16 protein-coding genes are annotated in these 17,410 nt (G+C 75.7%); 6 read left to right on the plus strand and 10 right to left on the minus strand.

What is annotated here, in order from left to right; all coding sequences use genetic code 11:
* Nucleotides 1-191 precede the first annotated feature (191 nt).
* Both QSK00_RS23360 and QSK00_RS23365 read left to right on the plus strand, forming a co-directional pair.
* Nucleotides 192-701, plus strand: coding sequence for a hypothetical protein (locus QSK00_RS23360; protein WP_285594603.1), 510 nt, complete (start codon nucleotides 192-194; stop codon nucleotides 699-701).
* Nucleotides 702-792: 91 nt separating this feature from the next.
* Nucleotides 793-1,461, plus strand: a complete 669-nt coding sequence (locus QSK00_RS23365; RefSeq protein WP_285594605.1) for a hemerythrin domain-containing protein — start codon at nucleotides 793-795, stop codon at nucleotides 1,459-1,461.
* Nucleotides 1,462-1,490: 29 nt separating this feature from the next.
* Here the strand turns inward: QSK00_RS23365 and QSK00_RS23370 are convergent, their stop codons facing one another.
* Nucleotides 1,491-4,517 carry an ATP-binding protein gene (locus QSK00_RS23370; RefSeq protein ID WP_285594607.1) on the minus strand — a complete coding sequence of 1,009 codons (3,027 nt, stop codon included), beginning with the start codon at nucleotides 4,515-4,517 and terminating at the stop codon, nucleotides 1,491-1,493.
* Nucleotides 4,518-4,561: 44 nt separating this feature from the next.
* Nucleotides 4,562-5,389, minus strand: a complete 828-nt coding sequence (gene thiD, locus QSK00_RS23375) for a bifunctional hydroxymethylpyrimidine kinase/phosphomethylpyrimidine kinase (RefSeq protein ID WP_285594609.1) — start codon at nucleotides 5,387-5,389, stop codon at nucleotides 4,562-4,564.
* A 57-nt stretch (nucleotides 5,390-5,446) separates the two neighbouring features.
* Here thiD (QSK00_RS23375) and QSK00_RS23380 point away from each other — a divergent pair, with 57 nt between their 5' ends.
* Both QSK00_RS23380 and QSK00_RS30445 read left to right on the plus strand, forming a co-directional pair.
* On the plus strand, nucleotides 5,447-5,710 hold the full coding sequence (locus tag QSK00_RS23380; RefSeq protein ID WP_285594611.1) for a type II toxin-antitoxin system Phd/YefM family antitoxin: 264 nt from the start codon (nucleotides 5,447-5,449) through the stop codon (nucleotides 5,708-5,710).
* A complete protein-coding gene (locus QSK00_RS30445; RefSeq protein ID WP_352231168.1) occupies nucleotides 5,694-6,080 on the plus strand; it encodes a PIN domain-containing protein in 387 nt (128 codons plus the stop codon). The genes QSK00_RS23380 and QSK00_RS30445 overlap by 17 nt, the downstream gene beginning before the upstream one ends.
* On the opposite strand, the gene thiD (QSK00_RS23390) is transcribed toward QSK00_RS30445, so the two are convergent.
* From thiD (QSK00_RS23390) to QSK00_RS23405, 4 genes are all read right to left on the minus strand, one after another.
* Nucleotides 6,077-6,946 (minus strand): bifunctional hydroxymethylpyrimidine kinase/phosphomethylpyrimidine kinase, encoded by an 870-nt coding sequence (thiD, locus tag QSK00_RS23390; protein WP_285594615.1) that lies wholly within the window; start codon nucleotides 6,944-6,946, stop codon nucleotides 6,077-6,079. The two genes, QSK00_RS30445 and thiD (QSK00_RS23390), sit on opposite strands and share 4 nt — an antisense overlap.
* Nucleotides 6,943-8,502, minus strand: coding sequence for a phosphomethylpyrimidine synthase ThiC (thiC, locus tag QSK00_RS23395; RefSeq protein ID WP_285594617.1), 1,560 nt, complete (start codon nucleotides 8,500-8,502; stop codon nucleotides 6,943-6,945). Before thiC ends, thiD (QSK00_RS23390) begins: the two co-directional genes overlap by 4 nt.
* A 204-nt stretch (nucleotides 8,503-8,706) precedes the next feature.
* Nucleotides 8,707-9,639, minus strand: coding sequence for a S1C family serine protease (locus tag QSK00_RS23400; protein ID WP_285594618.1), 933 nt, complete (start codon nucleotides 9,637-9,639; stop codon nucleotides 8,707-8,709).
* 137 nt (nucleotides 9,640-9,776) lie between these two features.
* Nucleotides 9,777-10,364, minus strand: coding sequence for a peptide deformylase (locus QSK00_RS23405; protein ID WP_285594620.1), 588 nt, complete (start codon nucleotides 10,362-10,364; stop codon nucleotides 9,777-9,779).
* A gap of 169 nt (nucleotides 10,365-10,533) precedes the next feature.
* On the opposite strand from QSK00_RS23405, the gene napA reads away from it, so the two are divergent.
* Together napA and QSK00_RS23415 are read left to right on the plus strand one after the other, a co-directional pair.
* A complete protein-coding gene (gene napA, locus QSK00_RS23410; RefSeq protein ID WP_285594622.1) occupies nucleotides 10,534-10,854 on the plus strand; it encodes a nucleoid-associated protein NapA in 321 nt (106 codons plus the stop codon).
* A 48-nt stretch (nucleotides 10,855-10,902) separates the two neighbouring features.
* Nucleotides 10,903-11,604: a LytR C-terminal domain-containing protein gene (locus QSK00_RS23415; protein WP_285594624.1), complete on the plus strand. Its 702-nt coding sequence runs from the start codon at nucleotides 10,903-10,905 to the stop codon at nucleotides 11,602-11,604.
* Nucleotides 11,605-11,788: 184 nt separating this feature from the next.
* Here QSK00_RS23415 and QSK00_RS23420 read toward each other — a convergent pair whose 3' ends face one another.
* The 4 genes from QSK00_RS23420 to moeA all read right to left on the minus strand — a co-directional run bounded on the left by QSK00_RS23420 (nucleotide 11,789) and on the right by moeA (nucleotide 17,310).
* The gene (locus tag QSK00_RS23420; protein WP_285594626.1) at nucleotides 11,789-14,104 is read right to left on the minus strand and encodes an AAA family ATPase; all 2,316 of its coding nucleotides are present in this window, start codon (nucleotides 14,102-14,104) and stop codon (nucleotides 11,789-11,791) included.
* Nucleotides 14,101-15,033 (minus strand): CDP-alcohol phosphatidyltransferase family protein, encoded by a 933-nt coding sequence (locus QSK00_RS23425; protein ID WP_285594628.1) that lies wholly within the window; start codon nucleotides 15,031-15,033, stop codon nucleotides 14,101-14,103. The genes QSK00_RS23420 and QSK00_RS23425 overlap by 4 nt, the downstream gene beginning before the upstream one ends.
* A complete protein-coding gene (locus QSK00_RS23430; RefSeq protein WP_502872070.1) occupies nucleotides 15,033-15,797 on the minus strand; it encodes a phosphatidylserine decarboxylase in 765 nt (254 codons plus the stop codon). The genes QSK00_RS23425 and QSK00_RS23430 overlap by 1 nt, the downstream gene beginning before the upstream one ends.
* Nucleotides 15,798-16,110: 313 nt before the next feature.
* Entirely contained in the window at nucleotides 16,111-17,310 is a 1,200-nt protein-coding gene (gene moeA, locus QSK00_RS23435; protein ID WP_285594923.1) for a molybdopterin molybdotransferase MoeA, read from the minus strand.
* Nucleotides 17,311-17,410 lie beyond the last annotated feature (100 nt).

The following is a 17,410-nucleotide window of genomic DNA, read 5'->3' on the forward strand; positions in this document are numbered from 1 at the left end:
CACGGAGGACCTCCCGGTGGTGATGGGTGCCGTCAGACAGCTCCACAGCACTCCCGAGAGGTCCTCCCCTCAAGATCATTCAGACCGTGTCGTCACACCGGTTCAACCAACGTGTCCGGTCAGTACAACTAGTGCTCACCTGGGCGCAGCCCACAAGTCGTTGACAAGCGGGCCCGGCGACCGTCGGGCCCGTGACGACACTCGCTCCCCGACGACGGGTCCCGGCTCCGGTCGGGCGGCTCGCGCGGCAGCCGTGGCCCACCGCTGACACCGGACGTCCGCCGTGTGCCACCGCTGACACGAGGCGGCCGGTCGACCCGGCGCTGCACGACGACGCCGTCCGGCTCGCCGACCTGGTCCGCGGCCTGCTCCACGGCACGGCGACGCTGCGTCGCCCCGACCTGCTCGACGCCCGGCTGCGACGGCTCGCCCACGACGCCGCACCCCTCCTGACCCGCGACGACCGGCTGGTCGACGACCTGCGCACCGCCGCCGGCCTCGCCGTGCACGCCCTCCAGGCGCGCCCGCTCGCGTTGGCCACGTCCGCCGACTTCGCGCGCCTCGCGCGGCTGGCCGAGCTGCTCGCCGCGCTGGCCGCCGCCTGCGAGCCCGAGCCGGGCGCCGCGACCCGTCGTCGGGAAGAAGCGGGTGGGTGGCGCGCCCGCCGGCAGGCGCGGGCCGATCGCGCTCTGTTCGGCTGAGTCCCCGGCGGCGCCAAGTCCGCCGCCAAGTCGCCACCAAGTCGGCCCAGCCAGGCTCGTCGTCATCACCTTCCGTGAACAGGAGAACGTCATGACCGCCACCACCGCCCCCGTCCTCACCTCCGACACCGACCTGCTGGGCATCCGGGTCGCGCACCGGATCATGCGCCGCGACGCCCGCCGGCTCGCCGGGCTGGCCGCCGCATGGGCCGACGGTTCCGACCCGTTGGCGGGCCGGCGACGGCGGGTGTTCGGTGCCTGGATCGAGGGCCTGTGCCTGGACATCCACCACCACCACGCGACCGAGGACGACGTGCTGTGGCCGGTGCTGGAGCGGTATGCGGGCGCCGAGGTCGACCTCGCCCCGCTCTCCGACGACCACGCCGCGCTCGACCCGGTGCTCGACGACATCCGCGCCGCGTTCGCCGTCGCCGCCTCGGGCGGACGGGTCGACGTGCTCGCCGAGCGCCTCACCCACCTCGCCGACCTGCTCGACGAGCACATCGCCGAGGAGGAGCGCGACCTGTTCCCCGTGATCCGGGCCTACGTCCCGCTCGCGGAGTGGCAGGTCGTGGAGAGGGCCGCACAACGCGGCGGCGCCGGCATCCGCTACGCCCTGCCGCGGATCGTCGACACCACCTCCGAGGAGGAGTTCGCGACGATGACGGCGAGCGCCCCGAAGCCGCTCCTGCTCGTCATGAAGCTGCTGCTGCCCCGCTACCGGCGGGAGTCGCGGGTGCTGTGGCCTGCGGCCGGGTGAGCGGAAGAGGTCGCCATGGCGACGTCTGCTCACACACGGAGCACCAGCGTGGCCGTCCCGCTCATCGCGCCGGCCAGGTGCCCGCGCCACGGCTCGAGGTCCCGACGGCAGGTCTCGGCGACCGCCGCGTCGCCGAGCGCCGCCGCGACCTCGCGGCGCAGCACGGTCCAGTAGACCCACCACCAGTCGCGGCGGATCGGGACGTCGGGGCGCCACACCCGGCGCGCCTCGTCGAGCCGACCGGCCGCGACCAGGGCGGCGGCGTAGGGCTCGGCCACGATGTCGCCGCGGGCCGCGTACTCCGCGGCGAGCGGGGCGACGAGCTCGCCGAGACGGCCCTGTGCGTGCCGGATGCCGATCAGCCCGGCCAGCGTCAGCGCCGACGCGTTCGCGAGGCCCTGCGCCCCCATCGCCTCGCCGAACCCGACGTAGAGCCGTTCGGCCTCGTCGTACCGTCCGTCGAGCACGGCCTCCAGCGCCCCGAAGATGGTGGTCCAGCCGACGGTGGCGGCGAGCTGGCCGTCGGGGGCCTCGGCGAGCGCGGTGTCGGCGTGGGCGCGGGCCGCGACGAAGTCCTCCCGGTGGCAGGCGTGCAGGAACCGGGCGTGGTGCCCGACCACCCGGTGGCCCAGGGAGCCCGCCCGCTCGGCCTCGGCGAGCAGGTCGACGCCGAGCTCGTCGAGCCCGTCCCAGAGCTCGGGCTGCAGCAGCGACCAGAAGCGGGCGTTGAGCACGACGCAGCGCAGCGCGGGGTCCTCCGGCGCCACCGCGAGGGCGGCGTCGACGTCGGCCACGGCGAGCTCGGGCTCGCGCGGGTGCCAGGCGAAGGCGCGGGTCGCGAGCAGGCGGGCCCGGTCGGCCGCCGGGAGGTCCTGCTCCAGCAGCCGCGCCACGGCGTCGAGCAGCGGCCGGTCGAGCGTCGCGTTCTCGGTGAGCGCGAAGGTGACCGGCCCGTCGACGCAGGTCGCGGCCGCGAGCAGCGCCGACCGGTCGTCGGGGAGGGCGGCCGCCTCGGTGAGGGCCAGGCTCCGTTCCCGGACGGCGGGTGCTCCCGCTCCCGCGTGGGAGAGCGCGGAGGCGAGGGCGCAGCGCAGCCGCAGCCGGTGGGCGGGGTCGGTCGCGAGTTCGAGCGCACCGACGAGGAGCTCCGCCGCGGTGCGCGGCACCCGGTCCCGGCGGGCTGCCGCGGCGGCCCGCTCGGCGTGGTCGACGACCCGGTCACGCCCCGCGACCGGCCCGGCGGCCAGGGCGTGGCGGGCGAGCGCGGCGAGGTCGTCGGGGTGCTGCGCCTCGAGGACGGTGAGGACCTCCGCGTGCACCCGGGCGCGCCGCAGGCGGGGGAGCTCGTCGTAGAGGGTCTCGCGGACCAGGTCGTGGGTGAAGCGGACGGCGTCGGGGCCGGACTCGACGAGCAGGCCGGTGACGACCCCGGCCTCGCACGCTTCGAGCACCCGGTCCTCGTCGTCGCCCTCCAGCGCGACCAGCACCGACACGTCCACGTCCCGCCCGAGCACCGCCGCGCGCCGCAGCGTCGTCAGCGCGGGCGCGGGGAGCTGGGCGGCGCGGCGGGACAGGACGTCCCGGACCCCGGACGGCACCGTGCGTCCCGCCGCCTCCAGCCCGACCGTGCGGGCCAGGCGCGCGACCTCCCGGACGAACAGCGGGTTGCCGCCGGTGCGGGCGGCGATGCGGCGGGCCACGTCGTCGTCGACCGCGAGGTGCTCGGCGGCCACGAGAGCGGCGACCGCCTCCGGGTCGAGCCCGGTGAGCTCGATGCGTTCGGCGACGACGGCGGCCAGGGCGGCGAGGGTCGCGACGAGCTCGTCGGGCACCTCGTCCGGCCGGGCGGTCCCGACGATCAGCACGCCCTCGACCCGGGCCGACGCCACCACACGCAGCAGGCGCCACGTCTCCTCGTCCCCGCGGTGCAGGTCGTCGAGCACGACGAGCAGGGGCCGGGGCGTGCGGGCGACGAGGTCGAGCAGGGCCTGGCCGGCGTGGAAGGTGTCCCCGCCGAGCGGGCCGCCGTGCCCCAGGCCCGCACCCACCTCGGTCCACGCCCACGCCGGCGGCGCCCCGTCGACCTCCGGGCACCGCCCGCGCACGGTGCGCCAGCCCCGGGCGGCCAGGGTGTCGGCGAGCTGTTCGGCGAGCACGGACTTGCCGGCACCGGCCTCCCCGGTCACGAGCGCGACCAGCCCGGGACCGTCCGCGACCCCGTCGGCCACGGCGAGCAGCCGGGCCGTCTCGCGGTCGCGCCCGAGGAGGCCGCTCTCCTCCGGTGGCGGGACGTCGTTGCCGTCGTCCGGTGGCAGCGGCGACGTCCTGCCACGGAGGTCGGGGAGGTCCCCGACGTCGTGGCGCAGGATCGCCGCCTCGAGGTCGGCGGTCGTGGGGGAGGGGTCCAGGCCGAGCTCGTCGTCGAGCCGGCGGCGGAGCGCGGCGATCGCGGCGAGCGCGTCGGCCTGGCGGCCGCTGCGGTACAGCGCCCGGGCGAGCAGGCGGACCGGTTCCTCGCGCAGGGGCTCCGCCCGGACGTGGGGCGTGAGGAGGTCGACGACGACGGCGGGGTCGTCCTCCGCCGCGGCCAGGGTCTCGACGACGGCGCGGCGCAGCTCGCTCAGCCGCTCCACCTCCGGGGCGGCCCAGACCGCGTCGGCGAACTCCGCCAGCGGCGGGCCGGTGAACAGGGCGAGGGCCGTGCGCAGGTCGGCGGGGGTGCCCGCCCGGCGGAGGTCCCGGGCCCGGACGGTGTCGAGGTCGGCGTGCAGGGCGTACCCACCGGCCGCGCTGACCAGCACGGTCGCGGGGGTGCGCGGGGCGCGGTCCGGCTCCAGGGCCCGGCGCAGGTGGCTGACGTGGGCCTGCAGCCCGGCGAGCGCCCGGGGCGGGGGTTCGCCGTCCCAGAGGTCGTCGACGAGCCGGTCGACCGGCACCACCTCGCCCTCGGCCACCGCGAGGCGGGCGACGAGGGCCCGGCGCTGGGCGCTGCCGAGGTCGACGGGGCGCCCGTCGAGCGACGCGGTCAGCGCCCCCAGCAGCCGGACCTCGAGCACGGGATGGATCGTACGAATCCGGGCGCCGATCGCACCATGATCCGTCAGCCGACGTCCCAGTCCGCGATCGCCCACAGCGGCGACACCGGTCCGGTCCCGGCGCCCAGCGGGTAGGACGCCGCGACGGCGCGGCGGATGTAGCGCTCGGCGTAGGCCACGGCGTCGGGCATCTCCAGGCCCCGCGCGAGTCCGGCGCACGTGGCGCTGGCGAGCGCGTCGCCCGCCCCGTGCACGTGCGGGGTGTCGATCCGCGGACCGGTGAACTCCCAGGTGTCCGTGCCGTCCGAGAGCAGGTCGGTCACCTCGGGCGACCCGTGCAGGTGCCCGCCCTTCACCAGGGCCCAGCGGGCGCCGAGGTCGTGCAGGGCGTCGGCGGCCTTCCGGGCGGTGTCGCGGTCGGTGACGGTCACGCCGGCGAGCAGACGGATCTCGTCGAGGTTCGGGGTCGCCAGCGCCGCGCGCGGGAAGAGCAGCGTGCGGATGGCCTCCATCGCGTCGTCGGCGAGCAGCGGCTCGCCGTACATGGAGGCGGCGACCGGGTCGAGGACGAACGGGGTGCTCTCCCGGCCGATCCCGACCTCGTCGACGACGCCCGCGACCGCCTCGATGATCCCCGCCGTCGCGAGCATCCCGGTCTTGGCCGCCCCGACGCCGATGTCGGTCACCACCGCCCGGACCTGCGCCGCGACCGTCTCCGGTGGCACCAGGTGCACACCGGACACGCCGAGCGAGTTCTGCACCGTCACGGCCGTCATCGCGACGCAGCCGTGCACCCCGCAGGCCGTCATCGCCCGCAGGTCGGCCTCGATCCCGGCGGCGCCGCCGGAGTCGGAGCCGCCGATCGTCAGCGCGCGGGGCGGGGTCTCGGCCATGCTCGGAGAATGCCACGCGCGCGCGAGGTGACTCATCGGACCGAGCAGGAGGTGGCGGTGACCGTCAACGTGGACGTCGACGAGGCGAAGACGCATCTGTCCCGCCTGCTGGAGCAGGTGGCCGCGGGCGAGCGCGTCATCATCTCGAAGGCCGGCGAGCCCGTCGCCGAGCTCGTGCCGCACCAGCGGAAGCCGGTCGTGTTCGGCGGGCTCAAGGGGCGGATCCGCTACGACGACGCTGCGTTCGACTGGCCCGACCCCGAGATCGAGGACATGTTCTACGGGGCCCGAGGGTCCGACGGCGATGCTCCTGCTCGATAGCCACACCCGCACTCTGGTTCCTCGACGATCATCCGAGACCGGGGCGCGAGGCCCGCGGCGGGATCGCCGACGCCGCTGCCGTCCACGTGTCGGCGACGTCGGTGTGGGAGTTGTCGATCAAGCACATGCTCGGAGGCTCGATCTGCCGGAGAATCTCGTCGACGCTCTGGCGGCTCAGGGCCTGACCATGCTCCCCGTCAGCGCGGAGCAGGCGGAGGGAGTCCGGACGCTGCCGGCCGCCCTCCGTCGCCACGATCCGTTCGACCGGCTGCTCGTCGCCCAGGCGCGCGCGCTCGGACTCACGCTCCTGACGGCGGATCGGGTCCTGCTCGGACTCGACCTGCCGTTCGTCGTCGACGCGACCCGCTAGAGCGCCGCCGCCCACAACGACGACACCGGACCGTGCCCCGCGCCCAGCGGATAGGAGTCCTCGACCGCCCGGGTGATGTACCGCTTCCCCAGCGCCACGGCATCGACGAGCGACATCCCGCGCGCGAGGCCCGCCGTGATCGACGACGCCAGCGAGTCCCCGCCGCCGTGCGTGTGTGGCCGATCCAGGCGCGGCGAGCGGAACTCGTGGACCTCGCCGTCGATCGACAGCAGGTCCACGCACTCGTCCTGACGGCGGCCCGAGGTCGCCTCCAGGTGCCCGCCCTTCACCAGCACCGCGTGCGCACCGAGGTCGTGCAGCGCCCGCGCCGCTTCCCGCGCCGACCCGTCGTCGACCACCTTCACGTCGACCAGCAGCGCGATCTCGTCGAGGTTCGGCGTCACCAGCGTGGCGCGGGGGAGCAACTGCGTGCGGACCGCGTCGAGCGCGTCGTCCGCCAGCAACGACGACCCGTGCATCGACGCCGCCACCGGGTCGACCACGAACGGGATGCCGCCCGACCCGATCCCCACCTCGTCGCACACCGCCGCGATCGCCGCGATGATCTCGGCGGTCGCGAGCATCCCGGTCTTCGCCGCGTCGACACCCATGTCGCCGGCGACGGTCCGGATCTGGTCCGCGACGACGTCCGGCGGGATCGGGTGGAACCCGCTCACGCCGAGCGAGTTCTGCACCGTCACCGCCGTGACCGCCACGGCCCCGTGCACGCCGCACGCGGCGAAGGCGCGCACGTCCGCCGTCATGCCGGCGCCGCCGCCGGAGTCGGTGCCGGCGATCGAGAGCGCGACGGGCGGGCTCGAGGTGCGCGGACCCCCTATCGGCGTGCTGTCCTGGATCCCTGTCATGAACCGGCCACCGGCAGGTAGACCCGGTTGCCGCCCGCGGCGAACTCTGCCGCCTTCCCGGCCATCCCGGCCTCCACCTGGTCGCGGATCTCGTGGCTGATGCGCATCGAGCAGAACTTCGGGCCGCACATCGAGCAGAAGTGCGCGGTCTTGGCGGGCTCCGCGGGCAGCGTCTCGTCGTGGAAGCTGCGGGCGGTGTCGGGGTCGAGGGCGAGCCGGAACTGGTCGTGCCAGCGGAACTCGAAGCGGGCCTTCGACAGCGCGTCGTCCCGCTCCTGGGCGCGGGGGTGGCCCTTGGCGAGGTCGGCGGCGTGCGCGGCGATCTTGTAGGTGATCACGCCGACCTTCACGTCGTCGCGGTTCGGCAGGCCGAGGTGCTCCTTCGGCGTCACGTAGCAGAGCATCGCGGTGCCGGCCTGCGCGATCTGCGCCGCGCCGATGGCCGAGGTGATGTGGTCGTAGCCCGGCGCGATGTCGGTGGCGAGCGGCCCGAGCGTGTAGAACGGCGCCTCGCCGCACCACTCCTCCTCGAGGCGCACGTTCTCCGCGATCTTGTGCATCGGCACGTGACCCGGACCCTCGATCATCACCTGCACGCCCTTCGCCCGGGCGATGTGCGTCAGCTCCCCGAGCGTGCGCAGCTCGGCGAGCTGGGCCTCGTCGTTCGCGTCGGCGATCGATCCGGGCCGCAGGCCGTCGCCGAGGGAGAACGTCACGTCGTAGCGGCGCAGGATGTCGCAGAGCTCGGAGAAGTGCTCGTAGAGGAACGACTCGCGGTGGTGCGCGAGGCACCACGCGGCCATGATCGAGCCGCCGCGGCTGACGATGCCGGTCATCCGTCGCGCCGCCAGCGGGACGTGGCGCAGCAGGACTCCGGCGTGGACGGTCATGTAGTCGACGCCCTGCTCGCACTGTTCGATCACCGTGTCGCGGTAGACCTCCCACGTGAGCTTCTCGGGGTCACGCACCTTCTCCAGCGCCTGGTAGATCGGCACGGTCCCGATCGGCACCGGCGAGTTCCGCAGGATCCACTCCCGCGTCTCGTGGATGTCGGCGCCGGTGGAGAGGTCCATGACGGTGTCGGCGCCCCACCGGGTTGCCCACACCATCTTCTCGACCTCCTCGGCGATGGTGCTGGTGACCGCCGAGTTGCCGATGTTGGCGTTGATCTTCACCGCGAACGCCTTGCCGATGATCATCGGCTCGGACTCGGGGTGGCGGTGGTTGGCCGGGATGACCGCGCGGCCGGCGGCGACCTCGGCGCGGACGAGTTCGGGCGTGACGCCCTCGCGGACGGCGACGAACGCCATCTCCGGGCTGATCTCGCCGGCCCGGGCCTGCTCCAGCTGGGTGCGGTCGCTGCCGTCCCGACGACGGGGCAGGCCCGCCTCGAGGTCGATCGTCGCTCCTGGGTCGGTGTACGGCCCGGAGGTGTCGTAGACGTCGAGATGGGTGCCGTCGGTGAGCTCGATGCGCCTCGCCGGGACGCCGTCGACGTAGATCTTGCGCGACCCGTCGACGGGGCCGGTGGTGACGTGCTGCGGTGCGGTGCTCATGACTCCCTACGCCGGCATTACCCGGTCAGGTTCGGCGGTCGGCGGCGCCTGACCCCGGGGTCAAGCCGCCCTCTCAGCCCGCTCCTGGTGCGAGCTCCCGCGTGTGCAGTTGTGGATCCGCCGCCGACGGTGCCATCGGGGGCGGCCCGTCGCAAGGGATCGTGAGCAGCTGATGATCACCGGTTCCGGGGTCCGCTCGCAGAATCAGCCGGTGAGCTCCGCGGGCACCGCGAGGACGTCGACCATCGCGTCGCCGCGCAGCACGGTCACGGGCAGCGTCCGGCCGATCGCGTCGGCGAAGAGCCGGCGCTGCAGGTCGCGGGCCTGGCTGACGGGTTCGCGGTCGGCGTCGACGATGAGGTCGCCGGGCTTGAGGCCGGCCTTCGCGGCCGGGCTCTCACGCACCACCTCGGCGACCCGCAACCCCTGGCGCCGTCCGAGCCGCAGGGCCACGTCGACCGGCAGCGGGGCCGGGGCGCCGACCACCCCGAGGTAACCCCGGCGCACCCGCCCGTCGCGGCGCAGGCTCGCGACGATCGCGCGGGTGGTGTCGTTCCACGGCACGGCGAGGCCCAGCCCGACGCCCGCCACGGCCGTGTTGATCCCCACGACGTGCCCGCGCGCGTCCGCCAGGGCGCCGCCGGAGTTGCCGGGGTTGAGGGCGGCGTCGGTCTGGATGACGTCCTCGACGACGCGGCCGTCCTTCGTCGGGAGGCTGCGCCCGAGCCCGCTGACCACGCCCGCGGTGACGCTGCCCGCGAGGCCGAAGGGGTTCCCGACGGCGACGACGAGCTGACCGACCCGCAGGGTGCTCGCGTCGCCGAGGGTGACCGGGTCCGGGGTGGCGGCGTCCGGGTGCACGGCGAGGACGGCGAGGTCGGAGAGCGGGTCGGCGCCCAGGACCCGGACGTCGGCGTGGCTGCCGTCGGCGAAGGTGGCGCGTCCGCCGCGGGCCCGGTCGACGACGTGGGCGTTCGTGACGAGCACCGTGCCGGTGCCCGCCGGATCGGGGATGACGACGGCGCTGCCGGCACCCCGGGGCCGCTCGGGGTCGCCCACGGCGAGGGCGGCCACGGCGGGGCCGAGGGTCTCGGCGACCGTCACGACGGTGCGGGAGTAGGAGTCGAGCTCGTCCACGTCCTCGTGCTTACACCGTTGCAGCGCTTGCTTCACCGGTGTTCGTCGTGGGCGGACGGTCTCCACCGCGTGGCAGGAAAGCGTCGTTGCTGTCGTCCCGTGACAGCAACGACGCTTTCCTGCCACGGGGAGAGGGGTCAGTGGCCGAACGGATCCGGGTCGACGCCCGGCATCCACGTCAGCCCGGGGACGCCCCACCCGTGCGCCCGGACGGCCCGCTTCGCCGCGCGCTTGTTCCGCCCGATGAGCCGGTCGGTGTAGACGAGGCCGTCGAGGTGGTCGGTCTCGTGCTGCAGGCACCGCGCGAAGAAGCCACGGCCCTCGACGCTCACCGGTCCGCCCTCGACGTCGCGGCCGGTGACGCGGGCCCAGTCGGCCCGGCCGGTCGGGAAGTTCTCGCCCGGCACCGAGAGGCATCCCTCGGCGTCGTCGTCCTCGTCGGGCATGGTCTCGGGGATCTCGCTCGTCTCGAGCACCGGGTTGACCACCACCCCGCGGCGCCGTTCGCCCTCGAGCTCCGGGTCGGGGCAGTCGTAGACGAACACCCGCCGGCCGACCCCGACCTGGTTCGCGGCCAGGCCCACGCCGTGCGCGGCGTCCATCGTCTCGAACAGGTCGTCGACGAGGGTGCGCAGGGCGTCGGAGCCGAACTCCTCGTCGGTGAACGGGGTCGTCGGGGCGTGCAGCACGGGCTCGCCGGTCACGACGATCGGGCGGACGGTCACGGCGGGCGAGCCTAGACGGCGGCTCCGTCGCAGGTGGGAGCTGGTGACGACGTGCGTCGCCACGGTGTTGTCAGGGGGGCGTGGTTGAATGGAGGGCACGCGAATGACACCCGTGTCATTCGTCGGTCCGGCTCCCGCGGGGGTCGGCGGAACGACTCCGAGGAGCGTGATGGACGCACCTGCAGCTTCGACCGGCCCGGCCCCGTCCGCCGGCCGGCACGCCTCGGCCCCCGACGACGGACTCACCCGCCGGGACCGCGAGATCCTCGCGTTCGAGCGGCAGTGGTGGAAGTACGCGGGCGCCAAGGAGCAGGCGATCCGCGAGCTGTTCGACATGTCCGCGACGCGGTACTACCAGGTCCTCAACGCGCTCGTGGACCGTCCCGAGGCGCACGCGGCCGACCCGATGCTCGTGAAGCGGCTGCGGCGGTTGCGGCAGACACGTCAGCGCGCCCGTGCGGCGCGTCGGCTCGGTGTGGAGCCGACGTAGTGGTCTCCTGATCCCTCGAACGGTTATCGCCGGAAGGGGAGCAGGGTCATGACGGGTCCCGGGGCGTCCGGCGCCTCCCGCTTGCGCATCGCGGGGGTCGCGCTGCTCGGCGTGGCAGCCATCGCCGCCGTCGTGGGTCTGATCAGCCTCGGTGGCCAGGGCACCTCCAGCGCCCCCGCGGCCTCCCCGACGTCCACGATCGCGCCCCCGTCGGGCGACACGGGCGCGTCGCCGTCGCCCGCCCCGGGCCAGGCCGGTCAGCCGGGCGGCGACCAGGCCGGCGCGGCGGGTCAGCCCGGTGCGGCGGGAGCCCCGACGCCGGGTGCTGCGCCACCGGTCACCGCGGCTCTCCCGCCCGTGGCGGTGGCACCGCCGATCGTGCCGGGCGGCGGCTCGGGGTCCGGGTCGGGCTCGGGTTCGGGCGGCGGGGGCGGGAGTGCGTCCTACGCGGCCGTGCCGGTCCGCGTGTACAACAACTCGACGATCCGCGGCCTCGCCGAGACCGCGGCCGGGCAGATCAAGGACCGCGGCTTCGACGTCGTCGAGACCGGCAACTACGCCCAGGGCGTCATCCCCGTCAGCACCGTCTACTACCGCCCGGGCAGCGGGGAGCAGGGCGCCGCGGAGGCGCTGGCCTCGGCGTTCGGCATCCGCGCCGAGCCCCGCTTCCCCGGGATCGAGGGCGCCTCGCCCGGCGTCATCGTGATCGCGACGAACAACTGGGGCCAGAACGCGCAGAAGGGCTCCTGAGCCCGCCGCCCCTCCGCCGACCGGCGCGGCCCGTCGCTCGCACCGGATGCGAGCGGTGGGCCGTTCCTGTCGGGTGGCCGCCGCACCGTTCCGGGGGCTGCCGCCGCACCCGGCGTGAGCGTGGCGACCTGCTGACGTCCGGCGTCAGCGGTGGGCCACGGCTGACGACGGTCGGGCGACCCGCTCACCCCCGGTTCGCGTACGCCTCCAGCTCGGCGAGCTGCCGCGGGTCGAGGGACGGCCGCACCACCTGGCGGGCGGCCTCGAACTGGGCGGCGGTCACCTCGGTGGAGTCCAGGGACGCCCGCATGGCCGTGAGGGCGGCCTCGCGGACGAGGGCCGCGCAGTCGGCCGCCGAGTAGCCCTCGAGCGAGGCCCCGAGGGCGTCGAGGTCGACGTCGTCGGCCAGCGGCGTGGACTTCGACGCGGCCCGCAGGACCGCCGCCCGGGCCTCGGCGTCGGGCGGCGGCACGTAGATCTGGCGCTCGAGGCGCCCGGGTCGCAGCAGCGCCGGGTCGATCAGCTCCGGCCGGTTCGTGGCGCCGAGCACCACGACGTCGCGCAGCGGGGTCGCCCCGTCGAGCTCGGTCAGCAGGGCGGCGACCACCCGGTCGGCGACGCCGGCGTCGGACGATCCGCCCCGCCGTGGGGCGAGCGCGTCGACCTCGTCGAGGAACACCAGCGCCGGCGCGGCGTCCGCGGCCCGCCGGAACAGTTCCCGCACCGCCCGCTCGGACTCGCCCACGTACTTGTCGAGCAGCTCCGCGCCCTTCACGACGAACACGTTGAGCTGCCCGGTCCCGGCCAGGGCCCGCATGAGGAACGTCTTGCCGCCGCCGGGCGGGCCGTAGAGCAGCACCCCGCGCGGCGGGTCGACGCCGAGCCGGGCGAACGAGTCCGGGTAGGTCAGCGGCCAGAGGACGGTCTCGGTGAGCGCCTGCTTGGTCTCGACCATGTCGCCGACGTCGTCGAGGGTGAGCCCGCCCGCGTGCAGCGTCCGCGAGCCCGACGACGACAGCGACACCGGCCGCACCGAGGACACCGCGCCGACGAGGTCGTCCTGTTCGAGCTCCAGCTCGTCGCCCGAGCCGCCCCGCAGCGCCGCGCGCACCGCGGCCTCGCGGCGCAGCGCCACGAGGTCGGCCGCGACGAAGCCCGGCGTCCGGAGCCCGACGGCCCCGAGGTCGACATCCGCCGCCAGCGGCACCTCACGCAGGAGCACCCGCAGCAGCTCGGCCCGTTCGCGGTCGCCGGGGGCGGGCAGCCCCAGCTCCCGGTCGACGAGGTCGGGGGCGCGCAGGCGCGGGTCGACGGCCTCGCCGCCCTGCGCGGTGGCGACGAGCGCGACCCCGTCGGCGACCACGGACCGGAGCTCGTCGAGCACGACGGTCGCGAGGGGCGGCGGGTCGGACGCGGGCAGGAGGGTCTCGACGTCGGGGACCAGCAGCACCGTCGGTCCGGTGGCGGAGCGCGCCCGCGAGCAGGCCGAGCGCACCCGCTCGGCGGCGGCCCCGGCCTCGAGGGCGGCGGCCGCGGGCGCGTCGAGCACGACGACGCCCACGCCGGCCTCGGCGGCCACCGCGCGGACGAAGGTCGTCCGGCCGACGCCCTCGGGGCCGGTCACGAGCACGCCGAGGCGGGCGGCCGCACCGAGCCGGGTCAGCAGCTCGGGCCGCCGGAAGACGAGGTCCAGCCACTCCCGCAGCCGACGGGCAGGTTCCTGCTGCCCGACCAGGTCGGTGACCGCGACGCCGGGTTCCGCGGGCGTCGGCGGCGGCTCGGGTGCCGCGGTCGGCGTGCCGGCCGACGCGGCGGCGAGGCCCGGACCGGGCGCGGCCGGGCCCGTGGCGCGCGGCGCGGACGCGAAGAAACCGGACGGCGCGAACGAGCCCGACCTGTCGTCGGGAAGACCTCGCGCGCCGGTCCGCGGGCCGTCCTGCCAGCCGACGACGGTGCTGGGGGCGACGACGAACGCGCCCGGCCCCGCGGGCTCGACGTCGACGACGGTGACCAGCTCGGTCGTCCACGTCCCGCCGAGCTCCGCGGCGAGGCGGGTCCGGGTGCCGACCGCGTCCGCCCCCGGGACGGGCGCGAGGTCCTGCGGCAGCAGCGAGACGGTGTCGCCCGGGGAGAGGACCTTGCCGGTCAGCGCCAGACGCAGGGTCTCCGGGGCGACGGCTCCGGTCGCGAGCCGGGACCCGGAGACGGTGACGGTCCGGGCCGCCGTCACGGCCACCGGCTCCACCGCGACCGGTGTCCCGGCGACGATGCCGGCGTTGATCATCGCGGTCTCGTCGAGGGTCGCGGTACCGGGGGCGGTCATTCCGACGGCGGGTGCCGCGAGGGCCACCGTCGCGCGGGTGCCGACGAGGCGCACGGCGTCCCACACGGCCAGACCGAGGGCGGCGAACACCTCGCCGTGCAGCCGCACGACGCCGCGCCGGGCGTCGACCGCGGAGGTGGACAGCTGGGCGGTGAGGGTGACCTGCGGGGACGTCACGACTGGTCCTGTCCGCGGCGGCGACGCCGCACGCCGAGGCGCTGCGGCCCGGGCCGGTCGCGGTTGATGGTCCGGCGGCCCGCGCGGGCGGCCGCGCCGGCGACGCGTCGGGGGAGGGGACGGCGCGGGGGCATGAGGCCCAGCCGCCGGTGCGCCCGGCGGACGGCGCGGCGCTGGCGCGGCGGGACGTGCCAGACCTCGGGGTGCCGGTCGAGCCAGCGGTAGCGGTAGACGGCGTAGGGGATGTGGGCCAGGTAGGCGAGGATCGCGATGGGGTAGAGCAGGAACGGCACCGCGACGATCGCGCCCAGGACCAGGGCGACGAGGACGAGGGCCGGCGCGATCGCCTGCGGGGGCACCCGGACGCTCTTGAGCGACGCCGTCGGGATCCGCGAGATCATGAGCGCGGCGGAGAGCACCGTCCAGATCGCCACCGTGACCGGCGCCGACCACCAGCCCGGGCCGAGCAGCAGCTCGGTGGCCAGCGGGGTGAGTGCCACGAGCGCCCCGGCCGGGGCGGGCACGCCGACGAAGAACTCCCCCGCGAACGGCTTCGCCTCGGTGTCGTCGGACAGCGTGTTGAACCGGGCGAGCCGCAGTGCGGCCGAGACGACCAGCACGAGGGCGACGACCCAGCCGACCCGCAGGTCGTGCAGCGACCACAGGAAGAGGATCAGCGCCGGCGAGACGCCGAACGAGATGCAGTCCGACAGCGAGTCCAGCTCCGCGCCGATCCGGCTGGAGGCGTCGAGAAGTCGGGCGAGGCGACCGTCGAGGGCGTCGAAGACCCCGGCGAGCGCGATCGCGGCGATCGCGGCGACCGCGTTGCCGGCGAGCATGAACTGCACGCCCGAGAGGCCCGAGCAGAGCGCGAGGACCGTGACGGCGTTGGGCAGCAGGCGCACGCCCGGGGCGGTCGAGGCGGGCACTAGGGCTTCCCCAGCTCGGCCAGCACCGTCTCGGCGCCCACGGTGCGCTGACCGACGTGCACGCCGATCTCGGCGCCCGGCGGGAGCAGCAGGTCGACCCGGGAGCCGAAGCGGATCAGGCCGTAGGTCTCGCCCGCGCGCACCTCGTCGCCCGGCGCCGCGTCGCAGACGATCCGGCGGGCGACGAGGCCCGCGATCTGGACGACGGCGAGGTCACGGCCCGCGGTGTCGCGCAGCCAGACCGCCGTCCGGGAGTTGGCCTCGCTGGCCTCGGGCAGGTCGGCGGAGACGAACGTGCCCGGGCGGTGCTCGACGGCGAGGACCTGCCCGTCGGCGGGCATGCGCTGGACGTGCACGTCGTAGACCGACAGGAAGGTGCTCACCCTCGGGCGCGGGCCCGAGGGGAAGCCCTTGGCGACGAGCTCGGGCGGGGCCTCGGCGTCCCCGATGACGCTGACGGTGCCGTCGGCAGGCGCCACCGCGATGTCGGCGCGCTGGGGCGTCGCGCGGTGCGGGGCGCGGAAGAAGGCCGCGACCGCCCCCGTCGTCAGGACGGCGCCGAGGGTGCCGCGCCCGCGGACCGCGCGGACGGCGAGGGCCCCCGCGGCCACCGCGCCGATGACCGGGGCACCGCCCGGGTGCAGCGGCGGCAGGGTCTCGCGGACGAGGTCGAGGGCGTGGAGCACCGGGTTGCGCCGGGGAGCGGGCAGCTTCTCGCGCGCGGTGGCCGCGGGGTCGCCAGGAGCGGGGGAGCGATCGGACACGGTCAACCTTCGCGTCGACGACGGGTGCTGAATCGAATCTATCGGCACGCACCGGGCAGGGCCGGGGCCGCCATCCCCCGAGACGGCGACCCCGGCGAGAACCGCTCGTCCGCTCCCCAGCGACAAGCGGTTGGTCGATGTGTGACCGGCCGCGACGGGCACGGCGGTCAGCCATCGGGCTACCCGGGGTGAACTCGTCCGGCGAACGCACCATGAGAGTCCTCACACATGGTGCCCGATCTCGCCGTCAACGCCAAACCGTTTTTCGCCGTCGGACCAGCGGGCCACCCGAACGGCGGTCACCCGTGCCGGGTCAGCCCTCGAGCAGCCAGACCTCGACCTCGGTGCCGGCCGCCACCTCGGTGGTCCCCGCCGGGACGACCAGCAGGCAGTCGGCCTGCGCGAGCGCGGCCAGCAGGTGCGAGCCGGCCCCGCCCACCGGCGCCACCGTGCCGTCGACGGCGTCCAGGCGGCCGCGCCGGAACTGGCGGCGGCCGGCGGGGGAGCGCAGGTTCTCGGCGACCCGGGCGCGTACCCGCGCCCGGTCGGGGTGCGGGTGCCCGGCGGCGCGGCGCAGAGCCGGACGCACGAAGACCTCGAACGACACCAGCGAGCTCACCGGGTTCCCGGGCAGGGTCACGACGGCGACCCGGTCCTCGTACCGCCCGGCCCCCTGCGGCATGCCGGGCTGCATCGCGACCTTCGTGAACGCGATCCCGCGCGTGGTGAACGCGTCCTTGACCACCTCGTAGGCGCCCGCGCTGACCCCGCCGGAGGTGATGACGAGGTCGGTGGGCTCGGCGAGGGCCGCGTCGAGCGTCGTCAGGAACTCGTCGACGTCGTCGGGGACGAAGCGCAGCAGGCGGGCCTCGCCGCCCGCGTCCTCGACGGCGGCAGCGAGCATCGGGCCGTTCGACTCGTGGATCTGGCCGTGGCGCAGCGGCTCGCCGGGCGCGACGAGCTCCGAGCCGGTGGAGAGCACGAGGACCCGCGGCCGGCGGTGCACGGTCAGCTCCGGCGCCCCGACGGCGGCCGCGAGCCCGATCTGGGCGGCGCCGAGCACGGTGCCGGCGGTCAGCACGACCTGCCCCGCGGTGACGTCGTCGCCGGCGGTCCGCACGCTCTGCCCGGCCTCGACGGGACGCTCGACCGTCACCGTGGCGCCGGGGAGGCCGCCGTCGGTCCACTCCACCTGCACCACCGCGTCGGCGCCCTCCGGGACCGGTGCGCCGGTCATGATCCGGTGGGCGGTCCCGGGGGCGAGCGGCGGGCCGTCGACCCGCCCGGCCGGCACGTCCTCGGGCACGGGCAGCGTCACGGGCATCGTCGCGAGGTCGGCGGCCCGGACCGCGTAGCCATCCATCGCCGAGTTGTCGAACGGCGGCAGCGACACCGGCGAGGAGAGGTCCACGGCGAGCACCCGGCCCCGGGCGGCCGCGAGCGGGACGGTCTCGGTGCCCGTGGCTGGCAGCAGAGCCGCGACGGTGGCCGCGTGCTCCTCGACGGGCCGCATCGCCGTGGGATCGCCGTGGTCGTGTCCGTGCCCGTGTCCGTGCGCATCGCTCACGGCTCGACATCGTGCCCGGAGGCCCGGACCAGCGCCGACGCGGGAG

This window comes from Actinomycetospora sp. NBRC 106378 (genome assembly GCF_030269685.1).
Lineage (GTDB): Bacteria > Actinomycetota > Actinomycetes > Mycobacteriales > Pseudonocardiaceae > Actinomycetospora.